The 13,336-nt window shown below is 59.2% G+C and carries 8 protein-coding genes; 7 read left to right on the top strand and 1 reads right to left on the bottom strand.

What is annotated here, in order from left to right; genetic code table 11:
- The 7 genes from G6034_RS14925 (at position 1) to G6034_RS14895 (ending at position 9,889) form a co-directional block, all read left to right on the top strand.
- Positions 1 to 1,182, top strand: a complete 1,182-nt coding sequence (locus G6034_RS14925; protein WP_176635903.1) for a DUF6361 family protein — start codon at positions 1 to 3, stop codon at positions 1,180 to 1,182.
- Positions 1,175 to 3,049 carry a phospholipase D family protein gene (locus G6034_RS14920; protein WP_176635902.1) on the top strand — a complete coding sequence of 625 codons (1,875 nt, stop codon included), beginning with the start codon at positions 1,175 to 1,177 and terminating at the stop codon, positions 3,047 to 3,049. Before G6034_RS14925 ends, G6034_RS14920 begins: the two co-directional genes overlap by 8 nt.
- Entirely contained in the window at positions 3,046 to 6,183 is a 3,138-nt protein-coding gene (locus tag G6034_RS14915) for a C-terminal helicase domain-containing protein (protein ID WP_176635901.1), read from the top strand. Before G6034_RS14920 ends, G6034_RS14915 begins: the two co-directional genes overlap by 4 nt.
- A gap of 107 nt (positions 6,184 to 6,290) precedes the next feature.
- Entirely contained in the window at positions 6,291 to 6,956 is a 666-nt protein-coding gene (locus G6034_RS14910; RefSeq protein WP_176635900.1) for a DUF6308 family protein, read from the top strand.
- A 328-nt stretch (positions 6,957 to 7,284) separates the two neighbouring features.
- Positions 7,285 to 8,136 carry a GIY-YIG nuclease family protein gene (locus tag G6034_RS14905; RefSeq protein ID WP_176635899.1) on the top strand — a complete coding sequence of 284 codons (852 nt, stop codon included), beginning with the start codon at positions 7,285 to 7,287 and terminating at the stop codon, positions 8,134 to 8,136.
- Between the two features lie 296 nt (positions 8,137 to 8,432).
- Positions 8,433 to 9,548 carry an ATP/GTP-binding protein gene (locus tag G6034_RS14900; RefSeq protein WP_343038080.1) on the top strand — a complete coding sequence of 372 codons (1,116 nt, stop codon included), beginning with the start codon at positions 8,433 to 8,435 and terminating at the stop codon, positions 9,546 to 9,548.
- A complete protein-coding gene (locus G6034_RS14895; RefSeq protein ID WP_176635897.1) occupies positions 9,545 to 9,889 on the top strand; it encodes a hypothetical protein in 345 nt (114 codons plus the stop codon). The genes G6034_RS14900 and G6034_RS14895 overlap by 4 nt, the downstream gene beginning before the upstream one ends.
- Positions 9,890 to 11,061: 1,172 nt before the next feature.
- Here G6034_RS14895 and G6034_RS14890 read toward each other — a convergent pair.
- Positions 11,062 to 13,336 (bottom strand): hypothetical protein (locus G6034_RS14890; RefSeq protein ID WP_218063951.1); only part of this gene is annotated, 2,275 nt, incomplete at its 5' end.

The following is a 13,336-nucleotide window of genomic DNA, read 5'->3' as shown; positions in this document are numbered from 1 at the left end:
GTGACTTCCTTGATTTCCTGGCTCGATGCCAGTTCCGCCGAGACGAATCGGATGCGCGAATTGATCCGCCTGTTCGAAATGCCTGAAAGCATCGATGATCTGGCCCTGGGACAGTTCCGGGAAACGATCAGCAACTCGCTTTTTCCTGGTACGTCCGTCCTGCATGTGGCTGCGCGTTACCTGCTCTTGATCCCATGGTGCTTCCAATCTGCCGGCCAAGCCAAGACTGGTGAGCAGCTTGGAGCCTGGGCTGAACAGGCAGAGCGTAGGCTCATCCGTCGCTTTCAGGAACTGGACGTTTTGCGGTTTATTGGAAGTTCTGCCGGGGACCGAGTCGCCCAACTGCCTTCGGCCGCGTATTGGTCCGCGCTGCGCGCTTGGGGGATTGTCCGCAGCGACGTCGAACGCAATTCCATCGGCGACGCAATGATCGATGAGGCCGCCGGTCGAAGGGACGGGATGCCGCAGGATCCCGTGTGGAATCCCGGGCTGCCGCCGGCTCCCGCAGGGTTCCCGGGCACTGAAGAACACGGAATCGATCTCGGCCGCGCCGAGGCCGAGTGGATACGGGACCGAATTCTGGCCACCGAATCTGGGACGCTGCTCGCGCACCTTGTGGCGAAACCGCAGCTGATTCTAAAGACCAGCCCCACTCCGTGGGCCGACCCGGCCGCAATATCGGCGACGGGAGGGGCGTCAGAATGGCTCCAACACGCGGAAGCATATTCTGCTTTCCAGCACGGGCTGGACGCAGTCTACTCATACCTCGTCACCGCCGAAGCCACCCGCCGATTCGGCGCCGAGCCGGAAGGAGATACCACCAATCTGCTTGAGCAGTGGCGCGCGGACGATCGCTACAGGCGTCTGCTCCATGATTGGGACGTGGACGAATTCATAGTCCGTGCAAAACGCGTAAACCCGCGGATCCAGCCGCACAGCGTCACCTTCCTCACCCGGGCGGTTAAGGAATTGCTCTCCGATACCGACCTGGCCGCAAATAACGTGCTGCACACTATGGTCCAGGAACGCGAAAAACGCGCCAAGGGTGCCAACTCGCGATTCACTAACGAGCGACGCCTGCGCGCATGGGTGCCTCCGGTGCGGATTAGTCCGCAGACCTTCCGTTGGATACAGGTCCGCAACATGATGGTTGACCTGAAGGAGGGCCTGGCCCGTGCTTGATCCAGGCGCCCGCGAGGCACTCACCGAACAACTCCGTCCACCTGCCGGCTATAAGCTCAGCCATGCCGTCGGCACTACGTTCACTCTGGACATGATCAGTGCCCTCGCGGTACCGCTCAGCTTTGTCCGAGGCTCCGGCGAAGACCCAAGCAACGCCGTCGCGCTCCTCAACGCCGTCCGCAAGGTGTCCGATCGCGTCGACATCTTCTGCCAAGCCGGCCTGATCCGCATGCCACGTCAGGCCAACGACCTGCTGGCGGTCCTCGAGCCAATCATTCATCAAGTTCGCGTACCCGCGTCAGGCGCACTATTTCATCCAAAAATCTGGCTGCTGGAATATGAATCCGAGGCTGACTACCTGTACCGGGTCCTGTGCAGCAGCCGCAACCTCACCCCCGACGCCAGCTGGGACCTGCTTGTCCGCCTCGACGGGCGGATCCCGGAAACAGACAACGCCGAGGCAGCGGCAGATACGTATGAATTCGCAGTCGACAACGCGCCATTGTCGCGCTTCGTGCAAGCACTGCCGGAGCTCTCCACTATTCCTCTGACCGCTGCGAGAGAGAAAGCGATCCGTGGACTCGCACACCGGGTGGCGGCGGTGCGCTGGGAACTGCCGCAGGACATCCGCACCCTGGCGTTCCGGGCACTGGGCACCGGGGAAGCCCACTCGCCCAACTCCCTGGTGGGGCTGCTCCAGAACCCGAACTCCGCCGTCGGACTTAATGGACTGGCAGGCGACCGTCGAAACTTCGGCGGAAACCGGCTGTTGGTGGCACCGTTTGTCGACGACGAAACCCTCGACATTCTCGCAGGCTCAGGAGCAAGGACCTTGCAAGTTTACGGGCGCGGCCAGGAGTTGGACCGGCTCTCCCCGGATACGCTGGGAAACCCGAAGGCGGTCTTCAACGCCATCGACGAAACCGGTCTTGCTCTCGACGAAGAACCGGATACCGGGAACGTACAGGAGCTCGGGGACCTGCGGGGCCTGCATGCCAAGGCCCTGTTCACCGACTACGACCACACGACCCACGCGTTGATCGGCTCGGCCAATGCCACCCGTGCCGCGTTCGGCCAAAATGTGGAATTCTCCGTGGAACTCACCGGTCCTAAGAACCGGATTGGTACGGAAAAGATCGTCGAGTCGCTCAAAGACTTGCCCTTCGTCGAATTCACAGGCGCCGGGGGAACTGAGACGGCAGCCACCGAGGAGGCTGAATGGCGTCTCCAGAACGCACTCATCGCCGCGGCCACTAAGACCTACACACTGGATGCCGTGCCAGCCCGCGAAGGCGACAAGTACACGGTTGCCATGGTGCACGACTATTCACCGCCGTCGAACATGACAGCCCGCATCGGGCTACTGACGCTGCCCGGACAACTCACGGACGTACCGCAGTCCATTGGAACTCACCGGCATACATTCGAAGGACTGCCACTGGCCATGGTCACACCGTATGTGCTGGTAGAACTCAGGGACACTGCGACCGGGATGGTGCGCTCCACCGTCGCTCAGGGCATGTTGCGAACGGACGTGGACGGGCGGATAGAGCACATAATCGCCAGCCAACTGGACACTGTGGAGAAACTGCGTGAGTTCCTGCTTTTGTTCCTAACCCCTGAGGACCAGACACCGGTGGGCGGGGGACTCTTCACTGGTTGGTTCGGGACAGCGGGCGCCAGCGGCTCCTTTGCGGGGTTGTTCGAGGCCATCGCTGCAGCGGCGACCAGCGCGGACGCGCCACAGCTGTTCGCTGGTCTGAAACCCGTCATGGACAGGCTGTACCAGATCTCGGACGATTCGGAGATCGAGGAAGTGCGATTGCTGTGGGACGCAGCTGTTGCCGCTGTGGGGGAGGGAAAATGACCGCGTTCAGTGCCAAAGGGACATTGGCGGGTCTCAAGCCCTTTCAGAAACGCACTGTGAACCACGTATTCAAGCGCTTCTACACCGCGGCCCAGACCACCGACCGTTTCCTGGTGGCCGACGAAACTGGGCTCGGCAAGTCGGTAGTGGCGGCCGGCGTCGTCGCACGGGCGATCGAACACCTTGAGACCGTCGACGGTGTGGACCGGATCGACGTCGTCTACATGTGCTCCAATGCGGACCTGGCCAAACAGAACATCGACCGCATCAACGTCACCCGGCAGGCCGACGTCATTGAATCCGGTCGATTGACGCTGCTCCCTCTGGAACTGCGCCGTCTGAACGCCGCACCAGGGGAAAACACGGGCAAGCGGGTCAACTTTATTTCCCTCACCCCCGGCACGTCCTTCAGTGACGGACAACGCCTCGGAAACTCAGAAGAGCGGGCCGTTCTCTTCCTCATGCTCGAGGCGCTGCTTGGGCAACGGGAGGACAGGAAGGAACCCAAGCGCTTCCCCTTCGAGGTAGAAGCAAAGATTGTGGAGTTGCTGCGGGGCAATGCCGGTACCAACGGATTCTTGTACGAAGTCAACAAGTTCCGCCAGCGTCACCCGGAAGGCTTCACGCTGCACGTGCGCGAGTACTTCCAAAAAAACGCCACGGAACGGAACCTGATGCGGCGCTTCAAGAAGGCTCTCCGATCAACCGAGCCGATGGAGAAATTGCGGACGGACATGCCTGATTTGATTCGAGAATTCCGCACTGTTTTGGCCGAAGCAGGACTCGAATGTCTGGAACCCGATCTGATCATTCTCGACGAATTCCAGCGCTTCCAAGACCTGTTGCACGGTCCGAAGGGTGAGTCTGAGGCAGGTGGGGCAGCAGAGTTGGCCCGGCAGTTCCTCAATTACGAAGGCGCCAAGCTGTTGTTGCTCTCGGCAACGCCGTACAAGGCCCACACGTCCGGTAAGGACGACGGCGGCGAGGACCACGCGAGCGAGTTCACCGAACTGATGGGATTCCTCTCGCAGGGCGAGCCCGGATGGATGGGCAAGCTCCAGAAGCTCTTGAACCGCCGCAGGCAGCAGCTTGCCGGCATCGAACCTGGTGACAATGCGGCCTCTGTTGAACGGCATTTAAAGCAGTACATGTGCCGCACCGAACGGCCACAGCTGGGCGAGGACGACATGTTGCGCGTGCACAAGATGGCTTCCAATGACGTCCGGTCGGCCGACCTGCGCAGCCTTACGGCCCTGACGCGGCTTTCGAAGGCAGCCGGGGCCGGAAACCCGATCGAATACTGGAAGTCAGTGCCCTACTTCGCGAACTTCCTAGGGGACTACCAGCTGGGCCGGGCGATCGACAGCAGGCCCGAGAACGGCGACATCCGTACGCACCTCCCTACTCTCACGACGATTGGCCGCGATGGCTACCGTCGCTTCGAACGACTGGAGGGCGACAACGCGAAATATCGTGCCGTAGAGAGCCACGTACTGGGCGACGGCTGGTGGCAACTACTGTGGATGCCGCCGTCGTGCCCCTATACGCAACCCGCCGGGCCGTTTGCCGGGGTCGGAACAGCGGCCACGAAACAGGTACTTTTTTCTGCATGGAACGCGACACCGAATGCGGTGAGCACGCTGTTGTCCTACGAGGCTGAGCGACTCATTATGACTCTCACCAACGGAGACGTCGAAAACTCTGCCGAAGCACGGGCGCGGTTCACCCCGCGTTTGGCCTGGCGCATGCGTGAAGGAGACCCGACGGCCATGTCTGCCATGGCGCTCTTCGTACCCCACGCCGGGCTGGCCGGTTCAGTGGACCCATTGCGGCTGGCGGCCGATGTCAACGAAGGCGTCCCTGTAGGCCCAGAAGGCATGCGCCAAGCTGCCGAGTTGGTGGGGAAAGCGCATTGGCAATCTGGCGGTTCCATCGACGAACGAGGCATTTGGGCAGCCTACTTCGGGATGGGAAACCCCTTGCCCCGTGCCTGGAAGAGTGACCCTGTGGCCGCCCGCAAGGGCATTGCTTTGGTCGCCGAACGCGGGTTGGCCGGTGCGCCCGTTTCCTCAGACGAACTCGACGAAACGAACTTCATGTCCCACGTGACACGGATGCTCGAGACCGCGGTTGAGGGAGGGGGTGCCTGGCGCGAAGGTGTCGGCGAGCTTGCCTTGAATTCGCCCGCGAATTGCGTGTACCGGGCGCTGGGGCGAGTCTTGCCGGCATCGTTTGAACCTGTAGAACACTGGCAGGCCGCGCTCCTTGCAACTGAAGGCCTCAGGACGCTTTTCAATCGCCAAGATGCGACAGCGCTCATTAGTCATCTGCATCCGGAGCTGGACTATTGGCAGGCTATTCTTCGCTACTGTGCGGACGGCAACCTTCAGGCCGTCTTGGACGAGTATGTGTTCCAGCTGCGCAGCCAGCAACCACGCGGGCGGATCACCTCCGGTCAATTGTGGGACATCGCAGACACCATGCGCCGTTCGCTTTCCCTTACCTCGGCCACGTTGTGGGCCAAAGACCCAGGCGAAGCTGACAGAGGCTTGGCGATGGGCACCCGGTTTGCAGTGCGCTACGGCGGTGGGCGCAGCGAAGACGGGGGAGGAGTGCGCATGTCGGATGTCCGAACGGCCTTCAACAGCCCATTCTGGCCTTTCGTGCTGACATCGACCTCGGTAGGACAGGAAGGGATTGACTTCCACTGGTGGAGCCACTCCGTGATCCACTGGAACGTTCCGACGAACCCGGTGGACTTCGAACAGCGCGAGGGACGCGTGCACCGGTATATGGGGCACGCGGTGCGCAAAAACGTAGCCGCAGCGCACTGGCAAGAGGTGCTGTCAGCCGGTGTCCGAAATCCCTGGGAGGCACTTTTCAAGCGCGCGGAGGCAGCGGCTGCTTCAAGGCCGCAGGCGGTTCGAGAGTTCGCCCCCTACTGGATACATCCCGGTGAACACAGGATCGAGCGCAGGCTGCTGGACCACCCGCTTAGCCGTGACGTGCCGCGGACGCAGCGGATGCTGTCCGGGCTGGCGGAATACCGGCTGGCCTTGGGGCAGGCGCGCCAGGACGACTTGCTGGAAACCCTGCGGAACACGGCAATGAAGCCGCTGGATCTGAGCCCATAGCGGGCTCCGATATGGTTATGCTAATTAGCTTGGCTGAACGCATCGGGTTGCTCAGGCAAACCGAATAACGCTTTTGAAAATAAGGGGGAAACGTGCCGGTTCACGCAATGGAAAACGTCACCAACGAGATTGCCGTCAGTCACATCAAGAAGTATTTCGAGGCCAGTGCCAACGGGCGGCCGACGTACACGGGATCCCGGTTCGAGACTTTCGCCGGCGGAGGGGACGTCGTGGAACCGAACCGGATCACGGCAGCGGACTTGATAGCCGTCTCGACGCTCTCGGTCCATGTGCCGGGTCAAGCAGCCCTAGGAATCATCGAGGAGCTCGACGGAGAGATCGAACGCCTTCTGGTCCAGGTGCCCAATGACGTGCGGCTTGAAGACCTTAACGAGGAAGAGTTCAAGAAGTTCCTTGATGACGGGTCTCCAACCGATTGCATCTGGCAGTTGCTACGCCAGCGCAGGGACGTCTGGGGCATCGGCCCGACCACGACCAGCAAGATCCTCGCACGCAAGCGGCCGCATCTCGTTCCCATCTACGATTCCGTCATCGCGAATCAGGTCGGCATGCGCGACAGTGGCCGGCAATGGCGCCGTTGGTGGCATGCTTTTCAGGGCGACGAAGGCCGAAAGCTCAGCCAACGACTGGACACCATCCGAACTGGCTCAGGCCAAACCCACTTGTCGCTGCTTCGCGTTCTGGACATCGTTTTGTGGATGGAAGGGCACGGCGCCGAGAAGACTCGCGAAACGGTCGGCGACGGGGCATAGAAGTCCCATTGATACACTGCGTCGCGCTTGGGAACTGGCCCTGTGTCTATAAGCGTCCAGCCGTGCCAGCCCCGGACACCTCAATTGACATACAAGCTGAAAGTCAAGGACATGGTGTAACCCAGAGAGAGGAACCGCCATGACCGCGGCCGACTTGAAGATTCAAGGCCAATGCTTCACTGGCTCCATAACAACGAGGAATTGACCGACGCGATCTTTACTTGCAATCGGGCGCGTATTCCATTGATCTTGGCCAATGGGCGTATTAATCGACAGCGACCAAAACGGCCCGAAATGAATAGGTCGGTACTTACATCTGGAAGGCATCATGAGCGAAACATTGACCCTACATGTCGCAATTGAACGCATCCTCGCTGACGCTGGAAGGTCGCTGACGACTCGAGAAATCGCGGATGCTGTCAATGCTCATGGACTCTATGCTCGTGCAGATGGCCAGCCCGTTCCGACCTCACAGGTTAGCGCGCGCCTCCGAAAGTATCCTGCCTTGTTCAACAAAGTGGGCAACCAGATGTCTCTCGTGGTCAACGCTGGTCTGCGTCCTGCGACGAGCCCAAGAACTCAACAGCCTCCTCAAACTCGGCGGCCCAACAATGGAACCATTCCGGATCCAGTGTCTGGGAACATGTCAATTGATTCAGCGGCGCTTTTAAACGACTTGAACTATCGCTTGGCCGGGGACGTCGTTAATTTAGTGCCAGAACAACCCGGCGTGTATGCCATTCGAGTTGTCGACGTCGCCGTTCTCCCGGAGCCATTCCGTGTACATGCAGAACGTCGAAACGACCGACTCATCTACATCGGCGAAGCGAAGATTAGCCTCCGTAAGCGTCTAGGCCAGGAATTATGGGCAACGGGACATGGTACGTTCTTCCGGAGTATCGGTGCGGTCATCGGTCACCGTCCAATGCGTGGTTCTCTGGCGGGAATGGCCAACAAGCACAACTACACGTTTGCTCCGGCCGTCGAAGTCGCAATCATTCGTTGGATCAACCTAAACCTGGAAGTTTCGTGGTTGGCGTTCGACCGAGAGGTCCACGAAACAGAAGTCCGGCTCATCCATGAATTTGGCCCCTTGCTAAATCTCAGTGGAAATCCTAGAAAATTGCCTGAGTTGAGCGTAGTCAGGGAAGAATTGCCTACGATTTCCTGTAGCGGTTAGCTTTACTCGAAGGCACCCTGCGGCTTTTCACGGACGGCCTAATAGATTGGCTTCGCCTGCGCGCCTTGTGCTTCAAGTCGGAATATGAACTTGTGGAGGCGCAACAACCACGTTGTGACGGGGAGCCAAGGGCAGAGGCCAGAGACGCATCTGAACCCAGATCGGATAAATTTGAGCGCGCTGGAACGGGTATAATCCTTTGTCAGTGTGCCGGTCTTGATTTGGCTTTTTAGAAGCGTCATGTTGTGTACGCTTCTCTTATGCGACTAAGTAGAGCCCTGGATCAGCACATTGCAGTGTTTGGCGAGAGTGGCAGCGGCAAGACCGTCATGGTTTCATCGTTTTACGGAGCCACGCAGGAGCCTCAGTATCTGAATAAGAATCTGTTCAATGTCGTGGCCGACAATATTGGCCAGGGCAATCGACTGCATCGAAACTACCTTGGCATGCGAGATTCCGCGCGTCTGCCCGGGCCCACCAATTTTGCCGCCACGTCCTACTCCTTCACAATGAAGCTTAAGAACGGTCTCGATGCGAAGGCGGTTAAGGCCCGGCCCTTTGACGCCCTGCGCCTCGTCTGGCATGACTACCCGGGGGATTGGTTCGAGCAGGATGTGAGCGGTCCAGAGGAAGCCCAGCGCAGGGTAGACACGTTCAAGACTTTGCTGGGCTCTGATGTCGCTCTCTTGCTGGTGGACAGTCAAAGGCTGCTCGACAACTCCGGAGAAGAGGAACGGTACCTGAAGTCGTTGTTCAGCAATTTCCGAAATGGTCTGCTGACACTCAAGGATGACTTGTTGTTGGATGGCAAGCCTCTCGTCGAGTTCCCCCTTATCTGGATGATGGCCCTGTCGAAGTCCGATCTCTTGCCCAATCTGGACGTATTCATGTTCAGGGATCTACTTATAGATAAGGCCGGCGATGAAATAGAGGAACTGCGCAAGGTGCTCGCTGGGCTCGTGGAAGGAAACGATGCGCTGTCGGTGGGTGAAGACTTCGTGCTGCTTTCGTCAGCGAAGTTCGATGCGAACAAGATTGAGGTGATGAAGCGCGTTGGACTTGATCTGGTCCCGCCGCTGGCCGCTATGCTCCCGTTCGAGCGACACATTCGGTGGGAGCAGGCGAAGCTAATTCCCAGGAAAGTTGCGGACAAGCTGCTGGTCGGTGCCGGAGCTCTGGCTGCGGGTCTTGTCGCAGCCAAGGTTAAGCTTCCTGGCAAGCTTGGTGTTCTGCAAAAATTTGTCGGTCCCGATCTTGTGGACATTGCGGCCAAACTGGCCGGGGACAAAGTCAGGCAGGTGAACGCCGATGCGCTGGCTAAGCGCGACTACCTGACGGCTATCTTGACGGGCTTCCGAATGGATTTGGACGAGGGCGAAAAGGAGCACATTCTTCTCAGGAGCCGTCGATGAGCCTCATGTGGGCAACTCGTGGGCGTTTCTGGGGTTTGCGGTTTCTTCGTACTGGTGGTTTCACGGATCCGCTTCCGGTCTACGATGACGTCTTCTCGGGTGTCGGAGACGAATCGGAAATCTGGCGCCGCGTCGGCGACAAGGGGGCGCTGCGTTTCCCGGATCCTTTGGGGCGCCGAGACAGGGCCGGCAGAATGATCCCACATGATTTCGTGGTCTTCGGGCCACTAGCCGATGAAATTGACTCAGTTGAAGATGGGCTTCGACGAGTCTGGCCTCAGGTTGCCGACGAATTCGCCCAGATCTGGAAGCTGCCCACGTTGCCCTCGGCCAACAAATGACATCAGCGGCAAAATTTACCTCGACAGAACGTAAGGTCCGCCAGTTGCGTCAATCAAACGGCAATTCCCTGACCACTCCAGGCCCCACACGCGACACCAAAGTGGCACGGTTCAGGCGCCACTGACAGTCCCAGCAGTGGCTGCCCCGGCGCTGTTTCCAAAATCCGGCGGTACTTCGCGTTTCTTGGTCGCGGTAGCGGCGCGGGTCAACCTCGCAGGGCTTGATGATCCAGACGTTGCCCGCGAGCCGGGTGCCCAGTGAGTCTGCGGCGATCCGATCGGGTGTTACTTGGGCGCGCCCCTGCCAATTGACAGAAATCCACGAATACCTGGCCAGCGCTACCGAGAACCCGCGAGGTTACACACCACATACCTACCACGTACCCAGACAAGCGCTACCATCAGAGGCTACGTGCCACCGGCACTTGCCAACACCACGGTTCAACGCCCGCCGAGCCTGTATTAGGACCAGCTGAGGCAAAAAGATGACCAGGAAGCACTGAAAAAGATGACCGGAAATTCAGGAAAATTCTGTTGAATTAGATGAGTAAAAGATGACCTGGGCCCTTTTTGGCCTTAAACACCTCTGACCTGCGGAACATAACCGCAGGTCAGAGGCCCTTTTGGGTGCCCCGGGCGGGAATTGAACCCACGACCAAGAGAAACTCAGGAGACTCATGCCAACAGCCTCTGTTGAGGGTCAAAAACCGCCAGTTTCCGGGGGAGTGCGGAACAACAGGGCCCCTTTGACATGCCAAGGATTGCCGTGGGTTTTCGTTCAATAACGTGAGTAAAACGTGACGAGGTGTTGCTGCGTAGCGCCAGGGCTGCTTTCTGATGGCCGTTTGCAGGTTCATCGGCATGATCGACGGCATGTCACCGGTTGTCGAGAGCGGGACGTAGCATGCCAATAAACTTTGCGGCTCAAGGGGTCGATTCGTCTCGGATATTCAATCTTCCCGGTGTGGCCTGAGAACTGCTTCGTCGTGACGTTTCCAAGGCGAAAACACCCATTAATGCCAGTGATCCGAATGCGTAACAGCTTCCGTGCGGCCCCTGATTTGCTATTCTGACGGGCCCGAAATTGGATCGATTTCGTGAACCAAACTGCGAACGGTTAAAAGGGTTGGTGCACAGAATAGGCTGCGACCGCTCACGTGCCTGCAGGTTTTCTACCAGCCGAGACGCCGCTCCTGCTTCTCCCTCGCACGTGCGGCCTCGAGTTGTCTGCCAAGTACTTCAGATGCCAACGCACAGACTTCGTCGAGCTCGGACTGTTGCTCGCGCAGCTTTGCGAAGAACTCGAGATCACCGAGAATCGCGTCCGACTCGTCCCCGGTCCCGCTGCTATTTCCCAAGGCGGCAGCGACGATGCGTTGTGGAGAAACTTGTGCAGCCATGAGAGCCGGCGCGAGAGCTATGACGGTATGATCGCGATAGCCTGACATCGTTCTGAGAAGAACCTCTCCGTCCACAACGCCCTCCGCCAGCAAATCGCGGGCAAGCTTCGTGTCAGTACCAAGCACGTCTCCTGCGTAGCCACTGTGGATCAGCGTCTCGGCATCAAGGGTCGTGACGATCCGCCGTTTTTGATCCTGCGGGAGGTTCCTCAACACATCAGGGAATGACTTCACCAGTCGGCGCGCACGTGAGGAGAAGCTAGGCGTTTCCGCGTTTGCGATGAACCAGTCAGCGCAGAGTTCGGGATCGGTGGTGACGGCGTGCTTAAGTATCTCGCCGAGGCGCCATCTTGAGTGCTGTGGCAGCTCGTCGGGAGCTGCCCCGACCAGTGCCGTCCGCCAGGCGGGCCTGAGTTCCTCAGGCAATGCCGGTCCACGACCTCGTACCCCCTCTCCGAAGGTGACGGCAGCTAGTGCACGTACTGATGCGCGTTTGTGTATGAGTAGTTCACGCAGGATTGGGGTCACCGACTCTTGGATCCACAAGTCGCCGATTAACGGGACATCACCGTCGGTCAGACTGTCGATTACAGTGTGCGCCAAGTCATCCAGCTCGCAGTCTTCGTGCGTGATTGCGCGAAGAGCTTCAGGTCGTAGCTCGGGGACCTCGATTGCCGACATAACGAGATCATCGATATCAGCACCATCTGCGCGGGCCTTGGCGATCAAGGGCGCAACGAGGTGGCGCGCGTTTGCACTAATGGATGCTTCCAGCCATACGCCAGGGTTGGTCACATGCTCGGCGAGCGTACCCGCGAACAGAGCACCTTCATGGTTGACATCGAGAACTGATGCCTCGGCCACAAGCCTTCCGTATTCAGCGACCCCTTCCGCAGCCATTAACGCATCCAGTGCTCGGGCCAGGGACGTCAACTGCTCTCGACGGTCGGCCATCCAAACGTCGATGTCGTCGTCGGGTTCTTGCGCTCCCACGAAGAGGGCCAGATGATCGTCTTCGACCGGGAGCTCGGCCAGCGTTGTAGGCCCGCTATTCCACATCGAAACGAGGGCTAGTCGTTTGTTGACCCGAATAGGCACCCCTGTGAAGCGTTTTGCCAGCACAGCCAGGGTGCTCAGCACCAGCTCAGCTCCTCTCGCGCCGACAACTCTGTGCTCGGTCGAGGCCTCGCCCTCATGGTTGGTGTTGCCTACGGCAATCGCGGACCACGAATCAAAGATCTCGCAGAATTCTGCCACTGCGCGATGGGTGATGCTTGAAGCTGCATGTCCCCGGACTCTGGAATCGATCTTGTTCCAGTGTGCGAGCAATGATCCCATGGCCTCCGGCGTCATCACGCCCTGAGACATGGTGACGGTGAGGTGGCTACCTGGATCACTCCAGTTACCCTCAACACGGGGGTCGAAGACATAATGCGTGACCTCTGCCAGCATTTCCCACCGGGCTGCGTTGGGATCTTCATCGAACCACTCGAGAGCATATTTCAAGATTCGGTCGCGCAAGGTATCAACGGGCCCTAGATCAGGGTCTAAGTAATGTGCCATGTCCTGGATAACCCGCATCGGGTGGTCGGGGTGCTGGTGACGAGGCCGCTCGTCGCTGACTGCGAGGTCGAGCAGCCCGTGCGTGGCCTCGCGAGAACATGAACGAAGGAAAGCGGTGCGGAGGATTTTCTCTGCGGCGGTACCGTAGGGGTCATAGGTGACATCGCCGAATAAGGCCTGAGGCTCACGAGGCGAGTCAAGGACGGCGCGGGCGAGGACGGCAGCGCGGTCAGCCGAAGTCTCGTCAATGCCACTGTACCCCTCGACCAAGGCAAGTGGGATCTCGTCGATCTCCATTGTCGATATCTTGTCGAACCACAAATTCGCCAGCGCCCGAACGCCTGTATCTGGTACATCGTTAGCGATATTGAGAACCGTGCGGTCCAATCGTTCGTCATCGGGGAACTTAGCAGCGAACGAGGCCCAACTCCTTCGCCTTCTCACCCCGAAGAAGGTGGACGCGACGATCAGTGAGCGGAGTGGA

It is taken from the genome of Arthrobacter wenxiniae (assembly GCF_013376105.1).
Lineage (GTDB): Bacteria > Actinomycetota > Actinomycetes > Actinomycetales > Micrococcaceae > Specibacter > Specibacter wenxiniae.
This window is presented reverse-complemented; position numbering and strand designations above follow the sequence as displayed.

Bases quoted from the DNA above. Each gene is read 5' to 3' on its own strand.
- G6034_RS14915 (WP_176635901.1), top strand. From the start codon at position 3,046: ATGACCGCGTTCAGTGCCAAAGGGACATTGGCGGGTCTCAAGCCCTTT.
- G6034_RS14895 (WP_176635897.1), top strand. From the start codon at position 9,545: ATGAGCCTCATGTGGGCAACTCGTGGGCGTTTCTGGGGTTTGCGGTTT.
- G6034_RS14905 (WP_176635899.1), top strand. From the start codon at position 7,285: ATGAGCGAAACATTGACCCTACATGTCGCAATTGAACGCATCCTCGCT.
- G6034_RS14910 (WP_176635900.1), top strand. From the start codon at position 6,291: ATGGAAAACGTCACCAACGAGATTGCCGTCAGTCACATCAAGAAGTAT.